This is a genomic window from Clostridia bacterium (assembly GCA_017405765.1).
Taxonomy (GTDB): Bacteria; Bacillota; Clostridia; order Oscillospirales; family RGIG577; genus RGIG577.
Genome location: JAFQZS010000038.1, coordinates 14,064 through 39,234, shown reverse-complemented (window position 1 = coordinate 39,234; position 25,171 = coordinate 14,064). Strand labels below are relative to the sequence as shown.

The window sequence follows — 25,171 nt, the reverse complement described above, 5'->3', positions numbered from 1 at the left end:
TCCGATTTTTTTATTTGCGACTTAAACCTTATCGGGTATCTTTACAACTTCAACCTTTATTTTTGCCGATATCCCGGGGAAAAGCTTTGCGTCGAGCGTATAGGCGCCGAAGCTCTTTATCGGCTCGTCAAGCGTTATTTTTCTTTTGTCTATCTCAATGGCAAACTGCTTCTTTAATTCCTCCGCTATCTCCTTTGCGGTAACGGAACCGAAAATACGGTCGCTCGTGCCGCCCTTTTGGGGCACCTTTACGACTATATTGGAAAGCTTTTCGGCCGCTTCGCGCGCCGCCGCCTCTTCCATGTCGCGTTTATGCTGCTTCGAGGCTCTCTGCCCTTCGAGCACGTTCATATTTACTGCGTTCGCTTCCACTGCAAGCTTTTTGGGCAAAAGAAAGTTTTTTGCGTAGCCGTCGGACACGTTTACAACGTCGCCTTTTTTCCCCTTGCCGCGCACGTCTTCAAGTAAAATTACCTTCATTATATATCTCTCCTTTTACATGTCTGTGTTTATCTTTCAAAATATGCGTCTATTGCGGCCTTCAGCCTCTCAACGGCTTCATCCGCCGTTGTTTTAAGCTGCGCGCCCGCCATCGTCTGGTGACCGCCGCCGCCGAGCCGCTCAAGTATCATCTGCACGTTTACCTCGCCCATGGAGCGGGCGGAAATATGCGCGGTTCCTTCGTATTCGCCTATGACGAACGAAGCCTGCACCTGCGAGATCGAAACAAGCTCGTCTGCCGCCATTGAAAGCGACTCCTTAAATCGCGCAAGAGGCGTATTTTGCGGCGAGGCCTCGTATTCGGCAATGGCTGTGCATTCGCGGTAGATCTGCGCGCTCGATACGATATCGCTCTTTAAGCGATAATTGTTGAACTCCGTTGAGAAAAACCGCTTTACGGCTATCGTATCCGCACCGCAGCGCTTCAAATGCGCCGCCGCTTCAAACGTGCGCACACCTGTTTTAAAGGTGAAATTCTTCGTGTCCAGCATTATGCCGGCAAGCAGCGCCTCGGCCTCGTCTCTGTCTATGCGTCCCGAATCGCCTAAGTATTGAAGCATCTCCGTCACCATCTCGCAGGTAGAGGATAAAAACGGCTCATGATACAGAAGCGTTGCGTTGTCGATAAAGTGTTCGCTCTTTCTGTGATGGTCTATAACTGCCACATGCTTTGTGCGCCCGATAAGCGAAGGGGCCTCGCAGTAGTCGTATCTGTGTGAATCGACTATGCATAAAAGCGACTTTGAAGAAATATAGTCCTCAGCCGTTTCCTTGGTCATGAACGCGCCGGCGTAAAGCTCCTTCTTATTGAAACGCTCGAGCATCTTTCCGACCATGTTGCTTTGCGGGTCAATGACTATTTTCGCATTCGTATTAAGGTTGCGGCAGGCGCGGTAAAGACCTATCGCTGCGCCGAGCGCATCGTAATCGGCGTATTTGTGGCCCATTATTATCACGCTGTCTGCCATAACTATAAGCTCGCGCAATGCTGTGGCTACCACGCGCGAGCGCACCTTCGTGCGCTTCGACGTGCCCTCTGTCTTGCCGCCGTAATATTCAAACGAGCCGCGCGTTTTTATTACAGCCTGGTCTCCGCCGCGCCCGAGCGCCATATCTATGGCGCTTTTTGCCGCCTCGAATTTTTCGCCGAAAGAGTTAAGGTCGCGCCCTATGCCTACGCTCAGCGTTACGGGCAGGTGGTTCTGTCCTATCGTGTGCGTTTTTGCCGTCGCAAGTATGGAGAATTTATCCTCCATCGCCTTTTTCATAAACGTCTCGTCGGCAACGAAAAGATATCTGTCGCGCTCATATTTCTGTATTGCGCCGCCGCTCTCGGTCACCCACGCCGTTATAAGGTCGTCTATCTGCGAAAGCGCGATTGAAAGCGCCGACTCCTTCTGACCGGAGACGAGTTCCTCGTAATTGTCTATAAGTATAATGCCCACGGAGGACTTTTTTGCGGCTATTTCCTGCTTCAGCGCAATGTAGTCGGTATTTTCGTAAAAATATATCGTTATAAGAGAACCCGCCTGCGACTTCGTGACTGAAGGCTCGCTTGCGTAAGCGTTGAAGTATCGGTTGCCCATTATCACCTTTGCGGGCTGCTCAAGGCGCCCCTCAAGTAAGCTTTTTGTGTCAAGCTCAGGGAAAATATCTGATATCTTTCTGCTAAAAAGCTGAGCGGGTTCGCTGCCTGTCATGCGCGCGAACATTTCGTTGTGCCATGCAAGCTCACCCTGTCCGTCTATTACGGCGATAGGCAGCGGAAAGCTTAAAAGCGAGCTTTTTGCGGCGTTTCCCGCCTTATACGTTATGCTTTCCACATATTTTATCAGGTCTCGCTGCTTTGTGCGGGCAGTATATATATAAAATGCGAGAAGCACAAGCGTAACGACAAGCTCTATCCAGAAGACCACCGGGCTGAAAAACAGGCTTATCACTATAAACGCCGCCAATACTATGAATATTATCTTTGAGCCTGCGGTAAACGTCTTAAATATAAACTTATCCATTTCTTCGCGCACACCTCCTTATTATAATATGAAAAAACTTATATATCATTTACTCCCCGGCGGTACGTCCTTCGGCATGGTAAAAGGAACCAAGGCGTTCAGCGCACCGACATAAGATATTATTGACGATATGTTCAAAACGGGAATGATCGTAAGTATGCAGACGACGGCCGTTACCGTGCGCTTCGTTTTTTGCTTCGCGCCGTACATCGACATAAGCCTGTATATCGTGGCAACGCCGCCCAGCGCCAGCGGATACTGGAGTATCGCATAAAGGTTAGCGGCGTATATATTGGGATTTTCGCCCGCCGTCCATAAGTTTACTATGGCGCAGACAAGAAAAATTATGCCGCCGACGCGCGATATATTGAACAGCTTAAGGCTCTCAAAAAATCCGGGGCGCTTTAACTTTACTACGGTATTCAGCGCGCCGGCAAGCGCGTATGCGCCGAATACCTGCAAGATCATTGCGGAAACAAAGCTGCCTATCGCCGTGCTTCTGACAACAGCCTCTACCGAGGCCATATTTACCGACGCTTCCTGCCCGGCCGGCGAAGCATACTGCGAAAGCATATTAAATACAGGGGCCATAAGATAATCTATGGCGGCGTCTACGGTCCGCTCGGCTCCCATAAGCGTCAGGTCGTAATAAATCGAAAAAATGTTCACAATTACGAGAAGAACTACAGCGCATACCATATATTCGGCAAAGTCGCGCTTTTTCGTAAGCCCAATGCCGATACAAAGCCCCGGCAGGGCGAAGCCCAGCGTAAAGAGTATCGCCTGCAACGGATCGGCATATACCCAAAATCCCACCGCCGTCATTATAACGATTAGCGTAGCCGAAAGAAAAATGCGCGAACGCCCCGCATAAAGGCAAAAAAGCGTAAGCGCGCTCATCGCAATGATCTGAGCTGCCGTAATAAACGCCTGTGCCTGCGCCGAGATCGCGTATATAAGAACTGAGACAACTATCAATACGGCGAAGACAGCATGACGTTTTTTATCAAAAGAAGTTGTTGACATATATCCTCCGCTAAGCCGGCAAGCGGCTGCTGATTTATTGTTGCTTTCGTGCTCCCGCGCACAGTGTCTCACGCGAGGTAACGGGGGTTCGTGCTCCCCGGACGCCCAGAGGAGCGAAGCGACGCGGCGATCCGTACTCTTCACTCACGCCTCTCACGCAAGGCAGTGCCGAAATACTGCCCTTTTGGTAGGATTTGCGCGCATACTATGTATATAATAACATACGGACAAATTAAGTGCAATCTTTATTTATTACCGGCAAAACGTATGTTTTTCTTTGGCGAAAACCAAGCGGTTTCGTGCATCATTTTACATTACTTGGAAATATATATCATGAGATTGAATAAAACGCGCGTTTATGTTATCGTACTTACATATACTTATTAAAAACAGTATAATACTGCATGTTTTACGGGTGACGCGCAAAGGCGCGCAAGACAAAAAGCGCAATTTTTTGATTGATATCTCTTTATATATATGATATAATAAAAAGAATGAATAAAAGCGAATTACCCGACGTTTTACGAGACAGTTCATTGAAGGATCTGTAACGCGGGCTTTAATACATATTATATTTAAAGAAACACGGAGGATTATTTGTGGCAAAAAAAGAAAAACTGAAAATCATACCCCTGGGAGGCATAGGTGAGATCGGCAAAAACATCACCGTGCTCGAATATGGCGGGGATATGATGATCGTAGACTGCGGGATGGCCTTTCCCGACGACGAGATGCTGGGCGTAGATCTCGTTCTGCCTGACCTCACCTACATTGAAAAAAACAAGGAGAAGCTGCGCGCTCTTGTGCTGACGCACGGTCATGAGGACCACATAGGAGGTTTGCCCTTTCTTTTAAGACTGGTAAGCACGATACCGATATACGCAACCAAGCTTACGCTGGGCCTTGTACGAAAGAAGCTTGAGGAGCATCCCAACATTAAAAAGCCAAGGCTTTTCACAATAAAAGCGGGCGACCGCATAAAGGCGGGCGTGTTCGAGGTGGAAGCGATAAATGTGAACCATTCCATAGCGGACGCGGTGGCTTATGCGATAAAAACACCCGTCGGGACCGTAATATTCACGGGCGACTTTAAGATCGACACCACGCCCATAATGGGTAAAATGACAGACCTTGCACGCTTCGGCGAGCTGGGCAACGAGGGAGTGCTTGCGCTGTGCTGCGACAGCACCAACGTGGAGCGACCCGGCTATGCCATGAGCGAACGCAAGGTGGGACGGGCGTTCGAGCGAATATTCGCCGCGTCAAACCAGCGTATAATAGTCGCTACGTTCGCCTCAAACGTGCACCGCGTACAGCAGATAATAAACGTGGCCGTTAAGAACGGGCGAAAAGTCGCCGTGTCGGGGCGTTCTATGGAAAACGTTATAGACGTGGCGCGCGAGCTGGGATATCTCGACGTGCCTGACGGCGAAATAATCCCGCTTGACATGATAAAACGATATCCGCCCGAAAAGGTCGTGGTGATAACGACAGGTTCGCAAGGAGAGCCGATGAGCGCGCTTTACCGCATCGCCTTTTCCGACCATAAAAAGGTGGAGATAATGCCGGGCGATACTGTAATAATCTCCGCCCTGCCCATACCGGGCAACGAAAAGCTGGTAAACCGCGTAATAAACGAGCTGGTTCACCTGGGCGCGCAGGTAATAAGCGAGAGCGCCGACGATATACACGTATCCGGACACGCCTGCCAGGAGGAAATAAAAATACTCATAAATCTCGTTAAGCCCAAATTTTTCATACCTGTACACGGCGAACCAAGACACTTGAACGCAAGCCGACACTTGGCTCAGTCGCTGGGATATCAGTCGTCCGATATAATGATGATGGAAATAGGAAAGGTTTTAGAGCTTGATGCAAAATCGGCCAAGTTCAACGGTACCGTGCCCTCCGGCAAGGTATTTGTCGACGGACTTGGCGTAGGCGACGTGGGCAACATCGTGCTTCGTGACAGGATGCACCTTGCACAGGACGGACTTATAGTAATAGTCGTTACTCTCGACGCCGAGGGTCAGATAGTATCGGGACCCGACGTTGTGTCGCGCGGCTTTGTTTATGTGCGCGAAAGCGAGGAGCTCATCGAGGAAATACGCGACGTTGCTCTGTGGGCGTTTGAAAATTCCGATAAAAAGAACGGTCAGGCGAAAGACAAGAAAAACGGCGACTGGGCGCAGAAGAAGAATAAGGTACGAAGCGCCGTCTCCGAGGTCATATACGAGCGCACTAAGCGAAAGCCCATGATACTGCCGATAATTATGGAGATATAAACGAAAACAGCCCTGCCTTAAGCGGCGGGCTGTTTTTATGTTTAAAACGCATGACTAAGCCTTTTTACCGGTCCAAGGTTAAATGTGCGCCGCGCCAACAGGCGCAGAAGCTTATTTATCCATAATAAAAGAGAGCCTTTCGGCTCTCTTAAAAACTCAAAGCGGAGCTTTCTGTATCAGCGCATTTTTTCTCGGAAACTGTGCCGGCGTTGCGCGAAGTTTGCCTATCACGATAAGATGATGATTTACCTCGCTGTCCCTTATCTCTGCGGGAATGACCCGCATATTGCCGCCGCCCAGCGTGCGCACAGCCTTTTCGGCCGAAATTGCCTCGGCTTCGGCCTCAGACCCTTTCAGCGAAACGAACAGCCCTCCCGCGCGCACAAACGGCATGCAAAGCTCGCAGAGCTTAGGCAGCGACGCCACGGCGCGCGATACGGCAAAATCAAAAGCGTCGCGATAACCGCGCTTGCGCGACGCCTCCTCTGCACGCCCGCAAACAAAGTCTATACCCGAAAGCGAGAGAAGCTCAGCCGCCGAACGAAGGTAGCTTATGCGCTTATTTGAAGAATCGAGAAGACAAAGGCGTATATCGGGTCTGAGGATCTTCATAACAAGTCCCGGAAAGCCTGCGCCCGTGCCCACATCTATAACAGACGCATCCTTTTCCATCTTCACGGCCCAAAAAACGGCGGCGCAGTCGAGATAATGAAGACGCACAACGTCCATAGGCTCGGTGATCCTCGTTAAATTTACCTTTTTATTATATTCGACCATATATTCCGTAAGTCTGCGAAACGCTTCGACGGTCTCGTCGGAGCAGCTTCCGAAAATATCTGAAAGTCCCGCCTTTAAAAGCTCATATGCCTCCATCTTTATCCTCCCGCTTCATCTGCTCAATATATACAAGCAATACCGAAATATCTGCCGGAGTCACGCCCGGCACGCGCGAGGCTGTTCCTATATCGGCTGGGCGCGCCTGAGAAAGCCTTTGACGGGCCTCGACTTTAAGCCCCTTTATAGATAGAAAGTCTACGCCGTCCGGTATTTTTACGTGAGCGCTGCGAAGGAATCGCTTTATCTGAGCTTCTTGCTTTTTTATATAGCCGTCGTATTTTATACGTATCTCGGCCTGCTCAGTAACGCGTCTGTCTATCCCCTCGGGCCGCGTCTTATCTATCTCGGCAAGCGACTCCATATTAAGCTCGGGACGCTTCAAAAGCTCCACCAGGCGAATGCCCTCGGAAAGCGGCGCCGTCCCCATACGCATAAGGAAGTCGTTTATCTCCTCGGTCGCCGAAACGGTCGTCGCCGCTATACGCTTCTGTTCGGCCTTTACCTTTTCCATCATGGAAAGAAAGCGTCCGTATCGCTCCTTTGTTACGAGCCCCGCACGGCAGCCCTTCTCCATCAGTCGCTCCTCGGCGTTATCCTGCCTTAAAATCAGTCGGTATTCCGACTTTGACGTCATTATTCTGTACGGTTCGCTTATACCCTTAGTCGTAATATCGTCAATAAGCGTACCTATGTAGCTGTCGGCGCGCGTAAGTATAAGCGGGGGCTCGCCTTTTAATTTAAGCGCGGCGTTCATGCCCGCAACAAGACCCTGCGCCGCCGCCTCCTCATATCCGGAGGTGCCGCAAAACTGCCCCGCGCCGTAAAGGCCTTCCGAGCACTTGAACTCAAGCGTCGCTTTAAGCTCTGTCGGGTCCACACAGTCGTATTCAATGGCGTAGGCCGTGCGCATCATGCGAGCATGCTCAAGCCCAGGCAGAGAGTGCAGCATCTCTATCTGCACATCCTCGGGAAGCGAGCTTGAAAAGCCCTGAATGTACATCTCGTTCGTATTAAGTCCAAGCGGCTCTAAAAAGAGCTGATGACGGTCCTTGTCTGCAAATCTTACGACTTTGTCCTCTATGGAGGGACAGTACCTCGGACCTATGCCCTCTATCTTTCCGCCGTAAAGCGGCGAACGGTGCAGATTTGCGCGAATTATCTCATGCGTCTTTTGCGTCGTATACGTGATATGGCACACAACGCGGTTTTTAAGCTCCCCTCTTGTGTCGAACGAAAACGGAACAAGGCGCTCGTCGCCCTCCTGGATCGAAAGCCCGCTTAAATCTATATCGTTTACATTAACGCGCGGCGGAGTGCCGGTTTTAAAGCGGCGAAACCGCGCGCCCGTTTTTATAAGCGCGTCGTAAAGGCGCACGCTTGCAAACATCGAGTCGGGGCCGCTTTGGTAAGACACATCTCCTACAAACACCTTGCCGCGAAGAAAGGTGCCTGTACATACTATCGCGGCGCGCACTTTGTGGCGCGCGCCCATTTGCGTTGTCACGGCGCAAACACGCCCCTCACCGTCAAACTCCATATCTACTATCTCAGCCTGTCTGAGCCAAAGATTCGGCTCTTTTTCCAGCACATTTTTCATATATACATGATAGGCGTTTCTGTCGATCTGCGCACGCAGGGCATGAACGGCGGGACCCTTTCGTCTGTTGAGCATACGGCTTTGAATAAGCGTTGCGTCGGCGGCGCGCCCCATCTGACCGCCCAGCGCGTCTATCTCGCGCACGAGATGACCCTTGCCGCTGCCGCCTATGCTCGGATTGCACGGCATATTTGCCACAGAATCAAGATTCATCGTAAAAAGGGCTGTTCTCATACCGAGCCTTGCCGCCGCCAGCGCGGCTTCTATGCCCGCATGTCCCGCGCCTATAACAGCTATGTCATAATTTTCTGCATCGTACATTTTTATCACTTACCTATACAAAAGCGTTCAAATATCCTGTCTATTACCTCGTCGGCCGCGCTCTGTCCCGATATATCTCCCAGCGCGTCGGCGGCCGTCTGTATATCTATGCTCACCACGTCGAACGTCATGCCGGCTTCAAGTCCCGCCGTAGCGTCAAAAAGCGCCTCACGCGCGCGCGTAAGTCTCTCAAAATGGCGCTCGGCCGTTATTATATCATCCCGCGCAACATCAAGCGAGCTGTCTATGAACATATCCTCGATTTTTTGTTTAAGCTCCGAAAAGCCCTCGCCCGTCTTTGCGCTTACTTTTATCGTCTCGCCCAGGGCGCCATAGCCCGCGCCGAGAGCGTCGGAGGAAAGGTCGCATTTGTTTAAAACGACAATAACGGGCTTATCTTTTATGCGGTCTGCGATCTCGCTGTCCGGTCCGCGCGGATCGGTCATATCCGTTACATACAGTATAAGCTGCGCCTTATCCATTGACAAGAGGGCGCGTCTAACGCCTATCTGCTCAACCTTGTCGTGCGTCTCTCTTACGCCTGCCGTGTCAAGAAGATTTAAAACGGCGCGTCCGACAGAAACTGACTTTGACACGACGTCGCGCGTTGTACCGGCCACATCGGTAACTATGCTCGTCTCTTCTCCCGTGAGACGGTTCATAACAGACGATTTGCCCGCGTTCTCGCGCCCCACTATGGCGCAGTCGATGCCCTCCGTTATGGCACGGCCGCTTTTATATGTTGAAAGCAGCTCCTCTATCCTTGCCGCCGCGTCGGATATGAGCCTCATGACCTCGGCCTCATCTATATAATCGACGTCCTCGTCGGGAAAATCTATATATGCAAGTATATGGGACAGCACGTCGATAAGAGAAGCGCGTATGTCCTTTATCGTGCGCCCCGTGCCGCCCGAAAGAGCGCGCGCGGCTAAGACCTCGGCCGAATATGTGCGCGCGTTTATAAGCTCGATTATGGCTTCGGCCTCGGAAAGGTCCAGCTTGCCGTTAAAAAAGCGCGTTTTGAAAATTCGCCGGCTTCGGCCGCAGAGGCGCCGGCCCGTATCGTTTCCATGAGCACGCGGCGCGTTACGGTAACGCCTCCGTGACAGAATATCTCTACAGTATCCTCTCCCGTGAAGCTTTGCGGCGCACGGTACACTGCCGCAACCACCTCGTCGAGAACGATATCGGTTCCAAGCTCCTTTATATGCCCGTGATGTACGCTGTTTTTCGGCGCATCGGCAAAGGAAAAGGGCTTTTTCTTTTTGAAAATCTTATCGCATATCGAAAATGCGTCCGCGCCGGATACGCGCACCATTGATACGGCTCCCGTGCCGGGCGGCGTAGATATGGCGGCTATCGTCGTATCTATTGACATGACGCCCTCCTTTTAAAAAAACCTCCTGTGCGGAGGTTTGTATTTTTTTGAGACCAAAGTTCTGAAAATACGCCCTGCCTTCTATGATAAAGGCACATTGAGCTTTGGCGTTATAACCTTTATTCGCCTCTAAAGAAGACTCAGTTTTACCTTTTATATACCTTCGTTTCGAGAAAAAAGCATATAAAAGGTTTTTGAAAGCTCCCAAAGTCGGGAGCTTTCAAAATAAGTCTTTTTAATTATCATCGGAAGAAGTCTTCTCAGGTCTGGGGCGGTATCCTTTGCGCGAACGAGAGGAGCGCACAGGTCTCTTATATTCCGTGCTGCTTATAACGACTCTGCGGTTAGGCTCGGAGCCTATAGACGTAGTCGTAACGCCCTTGTAATCCTGCAGCGCGGCATGGATTATCCTTCTTTCGTTGGGATTCATTGCCTCAAGCGTTACGCTGCGCTTATTTTCTACCACCTTGGCTGCCAGCTTATTTGCAAGCTTCTCAAGCGTTTTTTCTCTCTTTTCGCGATAATTCTCCGCATCGAGCGTTATCTTTACATACTCCGACTCGCCCTTATTTACACAGAGGCTCAAAAGATACTGAAGCGCGTCGAGCGTTTCTCCGCGGCATCCTATTACGGCGCCTACTCCTTCGCCTTCTATATTCAAAATAAGCTCGCGCTCTGCCGATACGGCGTTTATTTCGCATTCGACGCCCATTTTAACAAGCATTTCGGAAAGAATTTTCTTTGCCCTTTCGGCCGTCTCGCCGGAAACGGGCTCTTCTTTAGCTTTTGTTTCCTTTTCGGCCTTTTTGTTTTCCTCCGTTTTTACGGAAGCATTTATCTCTTCTTTTATTTCTTCCTTTATAATTACCTTTTCTTCTTCGGGTTTTTCTTCCTCATACATAACGGCAACTACCGCGTCCGACATTTTAAGCCCTAAAAAGCCTGTTTTCTTAGGAACCGCCACTACTTCGATAGTAAGCAGATCTCTGTCAACTCCGGCTTTAAGTACGGCCGCTTCGGTAGCTTCTTCTATCGTCTTGCCCGAAGCTTCAACTCTTATCATCAAAAACCTCTCCTTCCTTAACGGTATCGGTTTTGGCCGCAGTCTGCACCGCATCTTTTGCGGCTGCCGACTCTGCGGCGGGCGCTTTTTTAACGTTTGCGTCCGAAAGCTCCTCCTCGGCGGGCTTGCGTCTCATAGGCAGTCCCTCGGGACGTTCGCCGGGCTTTCTTCTGGGCCTGGGCTTAGGCTCCTTCTTCGGCTGGGGCTTTTTCTTGGGAGCAGAATTTTCTTTTCTTCCTCCGCTGCCCGAAGAGCTTCTCTGTCCCGCGGCAGGGTCTACCCTCTGGCCGGGCATTCTCTGAAGCTTGGGCTTTGCGTTCTCGGCCGCCTCGGCCGCGCTGCCTGCCGTTTTCGACGCAGGTCTCTGTCCTGCGGGTCTTTGTCCTGCGGGTCTCTGTCCCGGCGGTCTTTGCCCCGGCGGACGCTGCCCTGCGGGTCTTTGTCCCGCCGGTCTCTGCATTACTATACCGCCGTCACTTTGACGCGCGCCCTTCTTTTGTCCCTGTCGTCTTACCGCGCCGTCCTCGATCTGCGGTCTTTCCCTTCTCGGCTTCTCCATGAGCTTATCCGTCTTAAGCGGCGGAAGCGGCTTTAACATCTTGTTTATGGCAAGCTGCTGGAAACCTGCCAAAAGGTTTGCCACCGCCCAGTAAAGACCTACGCCGGCGGGGAGTATGAACGAAAAATAAAGCGACATAATAGGCATAATGAACATCATGTATTTACTCATCTTTGCCGTCTGAGCCGCCATCGGATTGTCCTTATCCTCGACCACAGGCATCATCTTTCTCGTCATGATCGCCGTAAAGATACCCGTAGCAAGCGCGAGGAACGGAATTATCCAAAGATTGTCGGCGCTCCCTACGAACGTTGAAAAGTTAGTAAAGTCGGGCTTTGCGGGCGTGCCGCCGAGGTTAAGTCCCAGGAAGTTAAAATCAATAAAGTCAAACGAAGACGCATTATCCAAAATTCCGGACATTGCGGACGGGGAATCCTGCATCGAGGACAAAATAGTCGCCTCGTTTGCCGAGGATTCGAGACCGTATACGTCCTTAAGTGAGGTTATCTGATCGTTAGACAGACCATAGAAATATCTTAGCGGTCTGTATATCGCCTGATAAAGACCCATTATGACGAACATCTGAATGACCATAGGCAGACATCCGCCGGTCGTAGATACGTTCTCGCGCTTGTAAAGCGCCATCGTCTCCTGCTGGATCATCGCTCTGTCGCCCTTATAACGCTTCTCTATATCCTTGACGAGCGGCTGAAGACGCTGCATCTCGCGCTGCGACTTCATCTGCTTTAAGGTCAGCGGGAAAAGAAGAAAACGTATAACGACAGTCAAAATGATAAGTGCAAGGCCGTAGGACCCTATAAGGTGGTAAAGCCAAACGAGGACCCACGCTATCGGCCAGGCAAGTATCCCGAAAAATTCCATCATTCGGTTTTTCCTCCAAATCGGTTTGGATTTGAATATTTTTTATATGCCCGCTCTTTTACGGAACGGGATCGTATGTCCATCCGCTCTTATTAAAGGGATGACATTTTAAAAGCCTTCGAATAGAAAGATAAGTGCCTTTTAAGGCGCCGTATTTCTGTAAGGCTTCAACGGCGTACTGCGAGCATGTAGGTCTGAACCTACAGCACGAAGCGCCCTTTAAGGGAGAAATATACTTCTGATAAAACCTTACTATATAAATAAGCAGCTTTTTCATTTTTATATCCCTCGTTTTAAATTGCCATGTGAAAAAATAAAGGCGGCGAAAAAAACAAAGTCGCCGCATATGTTGGTTTTTCGCGTATGCGAAAATAAGGGGTCATGCCGAAAGCAGTCCGTTTTTTGAAAGCAGCTCGTTCATACATAGAAGCACGTCGTTCATCTTTGCCGTTACTGCTCTCGTTCTCCCCACGACAACGAAGTCGTAGCCTTTCTTTTGAGAGTCCGCCGAAAGACGAAAGCTCTCCGCTATCAAGCGCCTGACGCGGTTTCTTTTAACGGCGCTTCCGAGCTTACGACTCACCGTTATTCCGAGTCTGTTATAATCTCTTTGTGTCTTAACGACATATATGATTATAAACTTTCCCACAAGCGGCGTTCCCTTTTTATATGCTCTTTTAAATTCACTGTTTGTTTTAAGCTTTACGATCCGCATGATTTAAAGCTTAATGAGTAAGTCTCTTTCTGCCTCTCGCTCTTCTTCTTGCAAGCACCTTTCTTCCGTTCTTTGTATGCATTCTTTTTCTGAAGCCATGCTCCATCGAACGATGTCTCTTTTTAGGCTGATACGTTCTAAGCATTTTAAAACACTCTCCTTTTTATAAAATAATGTAGTTTATATCTGTTTTCACATAGCGTATTTCTTATTATATAATATAAAATTTTTTTCTGTCAACATAAAATATAACATTTGATGACATCTTTTATCTAATATAAAGAAATGTCATTTGAATTTTTTAAACTTTTGTGATAAAATAGAAAAGCATATAATATGCACAGGAATTTTTAAGGAGGGTATTATTAAATGTCCGCCGACGGATATGCAAATTTCCTTATAACCAAATTAAAGGAGGAGCGTCCCGAGGAATACGAGGCGCAAAAAAACATAACGTCAAGCTTTATTGACATGGTGCGCACACATCTTACCGCTATAGAAACGGAAATGTGGATAAAGGATTCCTTCGTTCTTCTTTATGAGCGCGGCATGTTTCTTCTTGCGTTCACAAATAATCTGCAATACGACACCGTAAAAGACCAAAAGCTTGAAAAACTCTCGCTTGTAACCGATATATTCACAAAGCAAAACGCAACGCTCTACATTATGAATTCCGACGGCTCGGTATATGACGTAAAGGGAAAAAGAGATCTTGATTACAACGACTGTCTCTCCGAAAGAAAAATAACGAAAAGCGAAGGAAACAAACAAAAAACAGAAACCTCTTATCTTTCGGAATATACCTTCGATACTTTCGTTGTAGGCGCACAGAACCGTTTTGCTCATGCGGGAGCTTTTGCCGTTGCCGAAAATCCTTCGTTCGATCTGAATGAAGACAGCGAAAAACAAGTATACAATCCTCTGTTCATTTACGGCGGGAGCGGCCTGGGAAAAACACATCTTCTCTATGCCATAATGAACAGAATAAGCGAAAAGTTCCCAAACGCAAAGATACTTTACATAAAGGGCGACGAGTTTACGAACGAGCTCATACTTGCCATAAAAAATTCCGAGCAGCTCAAATTCAGAAACAAATACAGATACGTTGACGTGCTGCTTGTGGACGATATACAGTTCATTGCCGGGAAGGATATGACCCAGGAGGAGTTTTTCCACACTTTCAACACTCTTTTTGAAGCAAAAAAGCAGATAATTCTTACAAGCGACCGTCCGGCCAAAGATATAATAATGCTTGAAGAAAGACTTGCCACACGCTTTGTATGGGGTCTTACGGCCGATATACAGCCGCCCGATTATGAAACGAGAATGGCAATAATAAGCCGGAAGGCCGAGAGCCTCGGGATCGAGCTTTCAAAGGACGTTATGTCTTTCGTTGCGGAAAACGTGAGCAAGAATATTCGCCAGATAGAAGGCGCCGTAAAGAAGATGAAAGCGTATCAGTCTCTTACCGGAGAAAAAGTTACTATAAATATAGTAAGCGATATACTGAAAGATATTTTAAATGAAATAAAAGGCGCTCCCATCACAATAAAAGACATAATGAGTGCCGTAGGCGAATTTTATTCGCTTACAGACGAAGAAATGCAAAGCGTTTCAAGAAAGGCCAATATCGTATACGCCCGCCAGCTCGCCATGTACCTTGCACGTGAGCTTACAGACATGTCTTTACCTCAGATAGGCGAGGCTTTCGGAAAAAACCATACTACGGTAATACACAGCGCTAATAAAATAGAAGAAGAAATGCGCACAAATATGCGCCAAAAAAAGATAGTAGAGGATCTTATAAAAAATATAACCGAAAAATAAGAAAAAAGCCATGTCAATTATGTGCAAAAGCTTTTAACATCAGTTGATTCATATCGACAGTTTCAACACAGGTTTTAAAACTTTTTGAACAATTTTCTGTCTTATGAACAAAGCATATTTTTTTGTGTGGAAAGCTTTTAATATTTTTCCTATCGATATAAACAGGAAAAACCTGCTTTACAAAAATGATTTTAGGGCTTTTAAAGAGAATTGACATCTCTGCTTCTTACGTCTTTAATTATTATTATTTTTATTATAATAAAAAAATATAATAATTAAAAATTGTATGAACAAAGTTTTGATCGTTTGTTCAAAAGTTTTTTAATTTTAAAAGACGAGTATAGAAAAAGCTTTTACTTTAGTTAAAAGAAAAGAGGAATATTATATATGGAAATATATTGCAATAAAAATCTTTTGGAGCAAGCCATTTCAAAAACACAGCGCGCCGTTATGCAGCGTTCAAGCGTTCCCGCTCTTACGGGCCTTCTTTTAGACGCTTACGACGGGGAGCTTTTGATCACCGGCTACGATCTTGAGACGGGAGTAACGAGTAAGACCGAAGCAAACATTAGAATAGAAGGTTCCGCAATAATACCGGCGCGTGAATTTTCGGATATAGTAAGAAGCCTTCCCGACGATGAAGTAAAGATCACAGTAGACGGAAGCCACGCCTCCATATCGTGCGGAATGTCGGAATATTCGTCATTGGCCGCATATGATGCGGAAGATTTTCCCGCTCTACCCGAGGTAACGAGCGAAAAAACGCTTTTTGTTCCGAAAAAGACGCTGAAAGATCTGATAAGACGCACAAGCTTTGCTGCAGCTCAGACGGCGACGACTGAGCGTGAAAAGATACTTTGCGGAGTTAAGCTTGACTTTGACGGCGAAACTCTTTCTGCTTCCGCGTTGGATCGTTTCCGTATAGCTTTGTGCCGTGCAAAGGTACGACCGCAAAGTCCGATATCTTTTGTAGTTCCGGCAAAGGCGCTGGGTGAGCTCGTCCGTCTCGTTGACGACAGCGAAGATGAGGTAGAGATAATTTTGGGCAGAAAGCATATTCTTATGCGCGACGGAGATACCACGGTAGTATCCCGCCTTATAGAGGGCGAGTTTTTAAATTATGAAAATGCCATCCCGAAGGAGCCCGTATTGAAAGTTATCGTTGATACGAATGAGCTTCTTATGAGAGTAGACGGAGCGGGAGTACTTATATCCGATAAACGAAAAAGCCCTATTATAATGAATTTTGAATACGACACTCTAAATATAAAGACGGCTACTCAGACAGGGCGATTTGAGTCTACCATTCCTATAGAAAATTCCGGACAGACGATGAAGATAGGATTTAATGGCAAGCTCTTTTCCGATGCTCTTAAAGCATGCGAGACAGAAAAAGTAATGATAGAGCTTACGAGTCCGCTCATGCCCGGCGTGATTCGCCCGCTTGAGGGAGACGAATTTTTGCATCTTATTCTGCCCATAAGGCTTATGGAGGAATAAGTATAAATGGAGAAAATAGAGATAACTACGGAGATGATAAAGCTTGAGCAGGCTATAAAGCTTTCGGGAGTTACTTCTACAGGCGGCGAGGCAAAGCTGCTTATAAAAAGCGGCGCTGTCAAAGTAAACGGCGAGGTTTGTTCTCAGCGAGCAAGAAAGCTTTATTCCGGCGATAAGCTTACAGTATCATACGGCGACGAGCCTGAGTATTTTGTGATAGAAAAAGCATAGGAATTTTTCATGGAAGCTTTAAAACTTTATCTTAAAAATTATCGTAACGCAGATGAGATGTCGCTTGAGTTTGAAAAGAACGTAAACATTTTCATCGGCAAAAACGGACAGGGAAAGACGAATATTTTGGAGGCTATTTATTATTTTGCCTGCCAGAAGAGCTTCAGAGGCGTAAAGAACCGCGAGCTTATAAAATGGGATAAGGATTTTTTGGAAATAACGCTCGATTTTTTAAGCGAGGGACGTGATTTTCACGCCGTTACGCGAATAAAGAGAACATCGGCGCGCGAAAATTTTTTAAACGGAGTAAAAAAGCGGCGCGCGCATGAAATGATAGGCGTATTTAACGCCGTCATATTCGCGCCGGAGCATCTGGGTCTTATAAAGGACGGTCCTTCTGTGAGACGGGCTGTTATAGATTTTTCGCTTTCACAAACAGACGCGCAATATTTTGAGGCGCTTGACAAGTATAAAAAGATACTTGAGCAGAAAAATTCGTTTTTGCGCGCATCGGAGGGAAGAGCCGATCCGGATATGCTGGCCGTATGGAACGAGCAGCTTTCAAAGCCTGCAGCTGTCATTATAAAACGAAGAGCCGAATTCATATCGGCGCTTGGCGAACTTTCAAAATCGCGTCAGCTCGACATATCGGGCGGCGCGGAAAGTCTGGAGCTTTCATATATGCCCAGCCTGGATATTTTCGATGAGAATGAGATTTTTGAAGAGTTAAATTCACGCGCCGAAGCGGAAGGCCGCGCCGGAGTGAGCCTTTTCGGTCCTCACCGCGACGACATGGATATATTTATAAACGGCAGGCCGGCAAAAACATTCGCTTCTCAGGGACAGCAACGAAGCGCCGTACTTTCTTTAAAGCTTTCGGAGTGCGATCTTTTTTATAAAAAACGAGGCGAATATCCCGTGCTGCTTTTAGACGATATTTTAAGCGAGCTCGATAAGTTAAGACAAAGCTATATAGTAGAGGCAATACGCGACAGACAGATCTTTCTTTCCTGCTGCGACGAGGAAAGCATTGAAAAGATAAAAAACGGACGCCGCTTTTATATAAAGGACGGCGCAGTCGAAGATAAATAAGAAGGATAAACTATGTATTTACATTTAGGCGGCGACGTTGCCGTTAGTCAAAAAAGCATAATAGGCATATTCAATCTTGAAACAGCTTCTCTTTCAAAGATCACGCGGGAATTTTTAAAGAGCGCGCAAAAAAGAGGAGAGGTCGAGGACGTGGGCTATGAAATACCGGCGTCGTTCGTCGTGTGCAGCGACAAGCGCGGGAATAAAGTCTATACGACGCAGATATCGTCGCAGACGCTTCTTAATCGCACGCGCCAGACAGGGCAAAAGCCTTTCCCCGTGAGTGAAAGCGTCACATAATAAGATATAACGAATAAGGGGTCTTCCCCGTTAGGAGAACAAAAGTTAATTTTCAGATAAAAGCAAACAAACGAACGCCCCGCCGACGGCGGCGGTAAAACATTCGGAGGAAATTATGGCGGACATTAAGAATACAAATGAAAGCTACGACGAAAATCAAATACAGGTGCTCGAGGGCCTTGAAGCCGTAAGAAAGCGCCCCGGTATGTACATCGGATCAACTAGCGCGAAGGGACTTCATCATCTCGTATATGAGATAGTAGACAATGCGATCGACGAGGCGATGGCGGGCTACTGTACCGAAATAACCGTAGAAATAGAGCCCGGAGATATAATATGCGTATCCGACAACGGACGCGGCATCCCGACCGGCATACAGCATCAAACCGGAAAGCCCGCCGTTGAGGTCGTATTCACGATACTTCACGCGGGCGGCAAGTTCGGCGGCGGCGGATATAAGGTCTCCGGCGGTCTTCACGGCGTCGGCGCATCCGTCGTGAACGCGCTCTCCGAATGGCTCGAAGTAGAGGTCTGCGACGACGGAAAGACGCTTCACCGTCAGCGTTACGAGCGCGGCAATCCGACAGGTCCGCTTTCAAAGGCGGGCATATGCGAAAAAACGGGCACCCGTGTCCGCTTTAAGCCGGACGCCGAGATCTTCGAGGAGACCGTGTTCGACTTTGCGACTCTCCTTCACCGTCTCCGCGAGCAGGCGTTTCTCACCGCCGGAGTAAAAATAATCCTAAGCGACTTAAGAGGCGAGGAGCCGAAGGTAAAAGAGCTTAAGTACGAGGGCGGCATCGTATCGTTCGTAGAGCATATAAACAAATCGCGCGCGGCCGAAACGCTCCATGAGCCTATATATATGAGAACGCAGAAGGACGACCGTATAGCCGAGGTTGCGCTCCAGTATAATGATTCGTATAACGAGCTTATCCTTTCGTTTGCGAATAATATAGCGACGACTGAAGGCGGTATGCACGAAACAGGCTTCAAATCGGCACTCACAAAGGTGTTCAACGAATACGCACGCAAATACAATTTCTTAAAAGAGGCCGATAAGAACTTAAGCGGCGAGGACGTGCGCGAGGGTATAGTATGCGTTATAAGCGTAAAGCTCTCGGAGGCGCAGTTCGAGGGACAGACTAAAACGAAGCTCGGCAACTCCGATATACGAAACCTGGTAGAAACGATGGTCACCGATAAGCTTACGGCGATTTTCGAAGAAAAGCCGCAGCTTGCAAAGACTATACTTGAAAAGTCGCTCATGGCGGCGAGAGCCAGAGAGGCGGCAAGAAAGGCGCGCGAGCTTACCAGAAGAAAAAGCGTGCTCGAATCGTCTTCGCTGCCCGGAAAGCTTGCCGACTGCAACGAGCGCGACCCGCAATTTACCGAGATATACATAGTCGAGGGCGACAGCGCGGCGGGCAGCGCAAAGCAGGGACGCGACGCAAAGTTCCAGGCTATACTTCCGCTTTGGGGCAAGATGCTCAACGTTGAAAAGTCGCGCCTTGACAAGGTGTACGGAAACGATAAGCTCATGCCCGTAATAACTGCGCTAGGCGTAGGCATAGGCGAAGAGTTTGACATATCTAAGTTAAGATACGGTAAGGTCATACTTATGGCCGACGCAGATGTGGACGGCTCTCATATAAGAACGCTGCTTCTTACATTCTTCTTCAGATTCATGCGCCCGCTCATTGAGGAAGGCCATGTATTCATAGCGCAGCCGCCGCTCTTTAAGATAGTGCGCGGCCGCGACGAGCCGAGATACGCATACAGCGACACGGAGCGCGACGCCATACTTTCCGAGATGCGCGAAAAGAATCCCAATGCAAAGATAGAAGTGCAGAGAAACAAGGGCTTGGGTGAGATGAATCCGCAGGAGCTGTGGGACACGACGATGAATCCTCAGAACCGCACGATCCTCAGGGTCGATCTTGAAGACGCCGTAGCCGCCGACGAGATCTTCACGGTGCTCATGGGCGACAAGGTCGAGCCGAGAAAGGCATTCATAGAGGAGCATGCGAAATACGTTCAGAATCTCGACATATAAGTTTTAGACGGAATTTTCAAAAAAGCATAAAGACGCCGTGCCTTCTGTTAGGGCACGCAACTTAAAAAAACATACGAATATACGTCTGTACGTATATTCGATCGAGCATACATCATAAACGGCCGCCGAAGGCGGCGCCAAAGAGGTATACCATGAATTACGAAGAACAAAAGATCATACCGGTAGAAATAAGAGCCGAAATGCAAAAATCGTATATAGATTATGCGATGAGCGTTATAGTAGGGCGCGCGCTGCCGGACGTGCGCGACGGATTAAAGCCCGTACACAGGCGAATTCTTTACACAATGTACGAGGCGGGACTTACTTTTGACAAGCCCTATTCAAAATCCGTTGCAACCGTAGGCGACGTTTTAAAGAAGTATCACCCTCACGGCGATGCTTCCGTTTACGACGCGCTCGTGCGTCTCGCGCAGGACTTTTCACTGAGATATCCGTTAGTTGACGGACGCGGCAACTTCGGTTCGGTCGACGGCGACCCGCCGGCTGCATATCGTTACACCGAGGCGCGCATGGCGAAGATAGCCGACTGGCTTCTTATGGATATCGAAAAAGAGACTGTGGATTTTACGCCCAGCTTCGACGACCAGAGAAAAGAACCCGTCGTACTGCCCACGCGCCTGCCGGCGCTCCTTTTAAACGGCTCCATGGGCATAGCCGTCGGCATGGCTACGAATATCCCGCCGCACAACCTCTGTGAGGTGGCCAACGCGCTTTTATGCATCATCGACAACCCCGAAGCGACGCTTGACGATATAATGGAGCACTTAAAGGGCCCCGACTTCCCCACCGGCGGTATAATTTTAGGGCGCTCCGGTATAAGAGAGGCGTATTATACGGGACGCGGCCGCATAACCGTGCGCTCGCGTACCGAAATAGAGGAATTCAAAGAGGGACGCTACCGCATCGTCGTAACGGAGATACCATACGGCGTCAACAAATCGCGCCTTATAGAGAGCATGGCCGACCTCGTGAAGCAAAAGCGCATAGAGGGCATATCCGATCTCAGAGACGAGTCCGACAGAAAGGGCATGAAGATAATCATCGAGATAAAGCGCGACGCTAATGCGCAGGTAGTCTTAAATCAGCTCTTTAAGCACTCCCAGCTTCAGGACAACTTCTCCGTTAATATGCTCGCGCTCGTTGATAATCAGCCGAAGACGCTCGGCATACGCCAGATACTCGATAACTTTATACGCTTCCGCGAAGAGGTAGTAGAGAACCGCACGCGCTTCGAGTTAAAGAAGGCGCGCGACCGCGCCCATATATTAGAGGGCTTAAAAATAGCCATAGACTTTATCGACGAAGTAATAAATATCATAAGAAACAGTCCCGACGTTGCAGGCGCGAAAGCAGCCCTTATGGAAAGCTTTGCCCTCTCCGACGTGCAGGCGCAGGCCATTGTCGATATGCGTCTCGGCCGTCTTGCCGGTCTCGAACGTGAGAAGATAGAGGCCGAGCTTATGGAGATGCGCGCGCTCATAGAGCGCTGCGAACAGATACTTGCCGACGAAAGCCTCGTTCTCGGCATAATACGCGACGAGCTAAATGAGGTAAAGGGCAAATTCGGCGACGAACGCCGCACCGAGATATCGCCGGTAGAGAACGAGATAGACATAGCCGACCTTATACCAGAGGAGGACTGCGCGTACTTGCTTACGCATTACGGCTATGTAAAGCGTATGCCCGTATCGGCGTACAAGGCGCAGAGGCGCGGCGGACGCGGCATAACCGGCATGACGATGCGCGAGGAAGATTTCGTTGAGCGCATCGTTACGGGCAGCTCGCACGAATACATTCTTTTCTTTACCAACAAGGGCAGAATGTTCAAAAAGAAGGGTTACGAGATACCCGAGGCGGGACGCACCGCAAAGGGCATGAACGTCGTCAATCTGCTGGAGATAGACTCCGATGAAAAGATAACGGCAATGATAATCCTTAAAAGTCTTGACGAAGGCTTTATGACGATGATAACGCGCACCGGCACGATAAAGAAAACGGCGCTTTCAGAGTTCAACAAGAACCGCCGCGGCGGCCTTATAGCGCTTTCATTGGAGGAGGGCGACGAGCTTATCTGCGCAGAACATACGGACGGAAACGCCGAGATAATGGCGGCAACGGCTCTGGGCAAGGCAATACGCTTCAGCGAGAGAGACGTGCGCCCGATGGGACGCGCCGCAAGAGGCGTGCGCGCGATAAGCCTCGGACGCGGCGACAGCGTTATAGGCGCGGCCGCAGTAAAACCGGAGGACGACCTTCTCACCGTGACCGAGAACGGCTTCGGCAAGCGCACGAGCGTCTCCGAATACAGGTTCCAGACGCGAGGAGGCAGCGGCGTTCTGAATTACCGACTGACCGACAAGACGGGCAGCATAGTAAGCGTTGCGGCGATACGCGAAGGCGAGTCGCCCGACCTGCTTCTTATCTCGTCCGACGGCGTTATCATAAGATTTTCTTCGGAAACGGTCTCCCGCGTCGGCAGAGCCACGAGCGGCGTAAAGCTCATGCGCCTTTCCGACGGCGTAAAGGTCGTACATATGGCGGCTGCCGAAAAGGAAGAGGATAAAGAAGGAGAAAGCGTCGAAGAAGCGCCGCAAAACGCTGAATAACGGCGCAATATATACAAAATACACAAAAAACCGCCGCAAATCACACGATAAACTTAAACGACTGCATTGATTTTTGAATATCAACGATATTGCAATTTTAAGCGGCGTATGATAATATAGACTAGGTATGTTGGCAATAAGCTTTCTTTGGCTGTCCGAAAAAGGGCAGACGTACGGTGTCCCTTTTCTGACTTCCGAGACGAAAGCTTCCGCCGAATATTACCGAAATAAAAATTTTATTTAAAACGGAGGAAAAAAATATGTCCAGCCCTTTTAGTCAGGATCTGCTCATCTCTGAGGAGCAGAAGGAACTCGTAGCATTAGTTAAAGAGTTCGCAGAAAAGAAAGTTAAGCCCGTAGTTGAGCAGTGCGACAGAGACGACACGCTTCCCATGGAAGTATATGAAGAAGCTATGGAAATGGGTCTTCATATGACCGTTCTTCCCGAAGAAGTTGGCGGCATGGGTCTTGACCATCTTACCAACTGCCTCATCATGGAAGAGCTTGCAAAGGTAGATCCCGGTTTTGCAGTAGGTTGCTCCGCTAACGGCCTCGCATGCGAGCCTATCATGATCGGCGGCACCAAAGAGCAGCAGAAGTATTTCGCAAGCGTTCTTTCCCAGAAGAAGTTCGCAGCATTCTGCCTTACCGAGGCTGATGCAGGTTCCGACGTTGCAGGCGGCAGAACCAAGGCTGTTTTCGACAAAGAGAAGAACGAGTGGGTTATCAACGGTACTAAGTGCTTCATCACCAACGGCGGCGTTGCAAGCATCTACGTAGTATTCGCTATCACCGAAGAGGGCGAAGACGTTAACCCCTACAAGTCGATGTCCGCATTCATCGTTGAGAGAGATCTCCCCGGCGTATCCGTAGGTAAGAAGGAAGACAAGATGGGTATCCGCCTGTCCTCCACGACCGAAGTTATCTTTGAAGACGTTAGAGTTCCCGCTGACCACTTAGTAGGCGGCGAGGCTGCTCGCGGCAAGGGCTTCAAGCTTGCTATGCAGGTTCTTGACTCGTCCCGTCCGACCGTTGGCTCCATGGCTTGCGGTATTGCACAGCGCGCAATCGACGAGTGCGTAGAATATGCTAACACCAGAAAGACCTTTGGCAGACCGATCTCCAAGTTCCAGGCTATCGCATTCAAGATCGCTGACATGGAAATGACCACTCAGGTAGCAAGACAGTACTGCCACTATGCAGCAAAAGTTCAGGACAGCGGTATTAAGCCGTACTCGAAGCTCTCCTCCATCGCTAAGTGCTTTGCTGGCGACAACGCAGTAAGAGTTGCAACCGAAGCTATCCAGATCTTCGGCGGTTACGGTTATTCCAAGGAGTATCCGATCGAGAAGCTCCTCCGCGACGCTAAGATCTATCAGATCTTCGAAGGCACCAACGAGATCCAGAGAATCGTTATCGCAGGCGCTGTATTAAGCGGCAAATAATCCATAACGCAAAGCAAGTAACATATTCGGACAGTAGAGGGCGCACGCCCCTTACTGTCCGATAAAATACAATGAAATAGGAGAGAATATCGTGGAAATAGTTGTATGTATCAAACAAGTACCGGATACTACCGAAATCACCATCGATCCGGTTACCAATACTCTTAACAGAGCAGGCGTTCCCGCAATCGTTAACCCGTTCGACGCATATGCACTTGAGCTGGCTGTTCAGTACAAGGAAAAGTATGCTAACGACGCTACGATCACCGTTGTAAGCATGGGCCCCCCGCAGGCAAAGGCAGCTTTAAAGGAATGCCTTTCCGTAGGCGCTCAGGACGCATATCTCGTTACCGACCGTGCATTCGGCGGTTCCGATACGCTCGCTACCGGTTATATCATTTCGACCACGTTAAAGAAGATCTGCCAGCTTAAGGGTATCGATCATTTCGATCTTATCTTCTGCGGCAAGCAGGCTATCGACGGCGATACCGCACAGGTTGGCCCGCAGACTGCTGAGTACATGGATCTTCCGCAGGTTACCTACGCGGTTGATATGGAAGAGTGCCCGACTGCAGGCGCTGTTCGCGTTAAGAAGGAATGCGAAGACGGTTTCCGTGTAATAGAGCTTCCCATGCCCTGCATCATCACCGTTACGAAGCCGAAGTGGGAGCCTAGACTTGCTACCATTAAGAGCAAGATGGCTGCCAACAAGAAGGTTATAGCTGAGATCACCGCTGCAGATATGGAAGGTCTTATCGACACGAACCGCTGCGGTCTTAAGGGCTCGCCGACGAAGGTTAGAAAGACTTTCGTTCCGCAGAAGAAGCAGGGCGGTCTTAAGATTCAGGGCGAAGCTGCTGCTGACGCTGCTAAGAAGCTTGTAGGCTTACTCGCTGATGCGAAGATAATATAATGGG

General features: G+C 49.0%; 22 protein-coding genes. 10 read left to right on the top strand and 12 right to left on the bottom strand.

Annotation, left to right across the window (positions count from 1 at the left end):
• Window positions 1-21 precede the first annotated feature (21 nt).
• Genes rplI through IJG50_06850 form a run of 3 tightly spaced genes read right to left on the bottom strand, consistent with a single transcriptional unit; the run spans window position 22 to window position 3,539 of the window.
• A complete protein-coding gene (gene rplI, locus IJG50_06860; protein MBQ3379570.1) occupies window positions 22-480 on the bottom strand; it encodes a 50S ribosomal protein L9 in 459 nt (152 codons plus the stop codon).
• Window positions 481-509: 29 nt separating this feature from the next.
• The gene (locus tag IJG50_06855; GenBank protein ID MBQ3379569.1) at window positions 510-2,513 is read right to left on the bottom strand and encodes a DHH family phosphoesterase; all 2,004 of its coding nucleotides are present in this window, start codon (window positions 2,511-2,513) and stop codon (window positions 510-512) included.
• A gap of 45 nt (window positions 2,514-2,558) precedes the next feature.
• Complete coding sequence (locus IJG50_06850; GenBank protein MBQ3379568.1) at window positions 2,559-3,539, bottom strand: DUF2232 domain-containing protein; 981 nt, start codon at window positions 3,537-3,539, stop codon at window positions 2,559-2,561.
• 599 nt (window positions 3,540-4,138) lie between these two features.
• On the opposite strand from IJG50_06850, the gene IJG50_06845 reads away from it, so the two are divergent.
• Complete coding sequence (locus tag IJG50_06845) at window positions 4,139-5,824, top strand: ribonuclease J (protein ID MBQ3379567.1); 1,686 nt, start codon at window positions 4,139-4,141, stop codon at window positions 5,822-5,824.
• Between the two features lie 156 nt (window positions 5,825-5,980).
• Here IJG50_06845 and rsmG read toward each other — a convergent pair whose 3' ends face one another.
• From rsmG to rpmH, 9 genes are all read right to left on the bottom strand, one after another.
• The gene (gene rsmG / locus IJG50_06840) at window positions 5,981-6,697 is read right to left on the bottom strand and encodes a 16S rRNA (guanine(527)-N(7))-methyltransferase RsmG (GenBank protein ID MBQ3379566.1); all 717 of its coding nucleotides are present in this window, start codon (window positions 6,695-6,697) and stop codon (window positions 5,981-5,983) included.
• The gene (gene mnmG, locus IJG50_06835; GenBank protein MBQ3379565.1) at window positions 6,684-8,579 is read right to left on the bottom strand and encodes a tRNA uridine-5-carboxymethylaminomethyl(34) synthesis enzyme MnmG; all 1,896 of its coding nucleotides are present in this window, start codon (window positions 8,577-8,579) and stop codon (window positions 6,684-6,686) included. The genes rsmG and mnmG overlap by 14 nt, the downstream gene beginning before the upstream one ends.
• Window positions 8,580-8,584: 5 nt before the next feature.
• Window positions 8,585-9,442: a GTP-binding protein gene (locus tag IJG50_06830; protein MBQ3379564.1), complete on the bottom strand. Its 858-nt coding sequence runs from the start codon at window positions 9,440-9,442 to the stop codon at window positions 8,585-8,587.
• Between the two features lie 107 nt (window positions 9,443-9,549).
• Window positions 9,550-9,957 carry a hypothetical protein gene (locus tag IJG50_06825; GenBank protein MBQ3379563.1) on the bottom strand — a complete coding sequence of 136 codons (408 nt, stop codon included), beginning with the start codon at window positions 9,955-9,957 and terminating at the stop codon, window positions 9,550-9,552.
• Window positions 9,958-10,192: 235 nt separating this feature from the next.
• A complete protein-coding gene (locus tag IJG50_06820) occupies window positions 10,193-11,020 on the bottom strand; it encodes a protein jag (GenBank protein MBQ3379562.1) in 828 nt (275 codons plus the stop codon).
• Window positions 11,007-12,464, bottom strand: a complete 1,458-nt coding sequence (yidC, locus tag IJG50_06815) for a membrane protein insertase YidC (GenBank protein MBQ3379561.1) — start codon at window positions 12,462-12,464, stop codon at window positions 11,007-11,009. The genes IJG50_06820 and yidC overlap by 14 nt, the downstream gene beginning before the upstream one ends.
• Window positions 12,465-12,519: 55 nt before the next feature.
• A complete protein-coding gene (yidD, locus tag IJG50_06810; protein MBQ3379560.1) occupies window positions 12,520-12,738 on the bottom strand; it encodes a membrane protein insertion efficiency factor YidD in 219 nt (72 codons plus the stop codon).
• A 102-nt stretch (window positions 12,739-12,840) separates the two neighbouring features.
• Window positions 12,841-13,176: a ribonuclease P protein component gene (rnpA, locus tag IJG50_06805; GenBank protein MBQ3379559.1), complete on the bottom strand. Its 336-nt coding sequence runs from the start codon at window positions 13,174-13,176 to the stop codon at window positions 12,841-12,843.
• A 10-nt stretch (window positions 13,177-13,186) separates the two neighbouring features.
• Window positions 13,187-13,321, bottom strand: coding sequence for a 50S ribosomal protein L34 (rpmH, locus tag IJG50_06800; GenBank protein MBQ3379558.1), 135 nt, complete (start codon window positions 13,319-13,321; stop codon window positions 13,187-13,189).
• A gap of 224 nt (window positions 13,322-13,545) precedes the next feature.
• On the opposite strand from rpmH, the gene dnaA reads away from it, so the two are divergent.
• The 9 genes from dnaA to IJG50_06755 all read left to right on the top strand — a co-directional run bounded on the left by dnaA (window position 13,546) and on the right by IJG50_06755 (window position 25,167).
• Window positions 13,546-15,003: a chromosomal replication initiator protein DnaA gene (gene dnaA / locus IJG50_06795; GenBank protein ID MBQ3379557.1), complete on the top strand. Its 1,458-nt coding sequence runs from the start codon at window positions 13,546-13,548 to the stop codon at window positions 15,001-15,003.
• Window positions 15,004-15,390: 387 nt separating this feature from the next.
• Window positions 15,391-16,503, top strand: a complete 1,113-nt coding sequence (dnaN, locus tag IJG50_06790) for a DNA polymerase III subunit beta (GenBank protein MBQ3379556.1) — start codon at window positions 15,391-15,393, stop codon at window positions 16,501-16,503.
• A gap of 6 nt (window positions 16,504-16,509) precedes the next feature.
• A complete protein-coding gene (locus tag IJG50_06785; GenBank protein ID MBQ3379555.1) occupies window positions 16,510-16,734 on the top strand; it encodes an RNA-binding S4 domain-containing protein in 225 nt (74 codons plus the stop codon).
• 9 nt (window positions 16,735-16,743) lie between these two features.
• Window positions 16,744-17,826, top strand: a complete 1,083-nt coding sequence (gene recF / locus IJG50_06780) for a DNA replication/repair protein RecF (GenBank protein MBQ3379554.1) — start codon at window positions 16,744-16,746, stop codon at window positions 17,824-17,826.
• Between the two features lie 12 nt (window positions 17,827-17,838).
• A complete protein-coding gene (locus IJG50_06775) occupies window positions 17,839-18,126 on the top strand; it encodes a DUF370 domain-containing protein (protein MBQ3379553.1) in 288 nt (95 codons plus the stop codon).
• Window positions 18,127-18,241: 115 nt separating this feature from the next.
• Complete coding sequence (gene gyrB / locus IJG50_06770; protein MBQ3379552.1) at window positions 18,242-20,182, top strand: DNA topoisomerase (ATP-hydrolyzing) subunit B; 1,941 nt, start codon at window positions 18,242-18,244, stop codon at window positions 20,180-20,182.
• A 152-nt stretch (window positions 20,183-20,334) separates the two neighbouring features.
• Window positions 20,335-22,809, top strand: coding sequence for a DNA gyrase subunit A (gene gyrA, locus IJG50_06765; GenBank protein ID MBQ3379551.1), 2,475 nt, complete (start codon window positions 20,335-20,337; stop codon window positions 22,807-22,809).
• A 260-nt stretch (window positions 22,810-23,069) separates the two neighbouring features.
• The gene (locus IJG50_06760) at window positions 23,070-24,254 is read left to right on the top strand and encodes an acyl-CoA dehydrogenase family protein (GenBank protein ID MBQ3379550.1); all 1,185 of its coding nucleotides are present in this window, start codon (window positions 23,070-23,072) and stop codon (window positions 24,252-24,254) included.
• A gap of 91 nt (window positions 24,255-24,345) precedes the next feature.
• Entirely contained in the window at window positions 24,346-25,167 is an 822-nt protein-coding gene (locus IJG50_06755) for an electron transfer flavoprotein subunit beta/FixA family protein (protein ID MBQ3379549.1), read from the top strand.
• Window positions 25,168-25,171: the final 4 nt, after the last annotated feature.

Excerpts from the sequence above, each read along its gene's own strand:
- rplI (MBQ3379570.1), bottom strand. The coding sequence starts at position 480 with ATGAAGGTAATTTTACTTGAAGACGTGCGCGGCAAGGGGAAAAAAGGC.
- IJG50_06855 (MBQ3379569.1), bottom strand. The coding sequence starts at position 2,513 with ATGGATAAGTTTATATTTAAGACGTTTACCGCAGGCTCAAAGATAATA.
- IJG50_06850 (MBQ3379568.1), bottom strand. The coding sequence starts at position 3,539 with ATGTCAACAACTTCTTTTGATAAAAAACGTCATGCTGTCTTCGCCGTA.
- rsmG (MBQ3379566.1), bottom strand. The coding sequence starts at position 6,697 with ATGGAGGCATATGAGCTTTTAAAGGCGGGACTTTCAGATATTTTCGGA.
- mnmG (MBQ3379565.1), bottom strand. The coding sequence starts at position 8,579 with ATGTACGATGCAGAAAATTATGACATAGCTGTTATAGGCGCGGGACAT.
- IJG50_06825 (MBQ3379563.1), bottom strand. The coding sequence starts at position 9,957 with ATGTCAATAGATACGACGATAGCCGCCATATCTACGCCGCCCGGCACG.
- IJG50_06820 (MBQ3379562.1), bottom strand. The coding sequence starts at position 11,020 with ATGATAAGAGTTGAAGCTTCGGGCAAGACGATAGAAGAAGCTACCGAA.
- yidC (MBQ3379561.1), bottom strand. The coding sequence starts at position 12,464 with ATGATGGAATTTTTCGGGATACTTGCCTGGCCGATAGCGTGGGTCCTC.
- yidD (MBQ3379560.1), bottom strand. The coding sequence starts at position 12,738 with ATGAAAAAGCTGCTTATTTATATAGTAAGGTTTTATCAGAAGTATATT.
- rnpA (MBQ3379559.1), bottom strand. The coding sequence starts at position 13,176 with ATGCGGATCGTAAAGCTTAAAACAAACAGTGAATTTAAAAGAGCATAT.
- rpmH (MBQ3379558.1), bottom strand. The coding sequence starts at position 13,321 with ATGCTTAGAACGTATCAGCCTAAAAAGAGACATCGTTCGATGGAGCAT.
- dnaA (MBQ3379557.1), top strand. The coding sequence starts at position 13,546 with ATGTCCGCCGACGGATATGCAAATTTCCTTATAACCAAATTAAAGGAG.
- dnaN (MBQ3379556.1), top strand. The coding sequence starts at position 15,391 with ATGGAAATATATTGCAATAAAAATCTTTTGGAGCAAGCCATTTCAAAA.
- IJG50_06785 (MBQ3379555.1), top strand. The coding sequence starts at position 16,510 with ATGGAGAAAATAGAGATAACTACGGAGATGATAAAGCTTGAGCAGGCT.
- recF (MBQ3379554.1), top strand. The coding sequence starts at position 16,744 with ATGGAAGCTTTAAAACTTTATCTTAAAAATTATCGTAACGCAGATGAG.
- IJG50_06775 (MBQ3379553.1), top strand. The coding sequence starts at position 17,839 with ATGTATTTACATTTAGGCGGCGACGTTGCCGTTAGTCAAAAAAGCATA.
- gyrB (MBQ3379552.1), top strand. The coding sequence starts at position 18,242 with ATGGCGGACATTAAGAATACAAATGAAAGCTACGACGAAAATCAAATA.
- gyrA (MBQ3379551.1), top strand. The coding sequence starts at position 20,335 with ATGAATTACGAAGAACAAAAGATCATACCGGTAGAAATAAGAGCCGAA.
- IJG50_06760 (MBQ3379550.1), top strand. The coding sequence starts at position 23,070 with ATGTCCAGCCCTTTTAGTCAGGATCTGCTCATCTCTGAGGAGCAGAAG.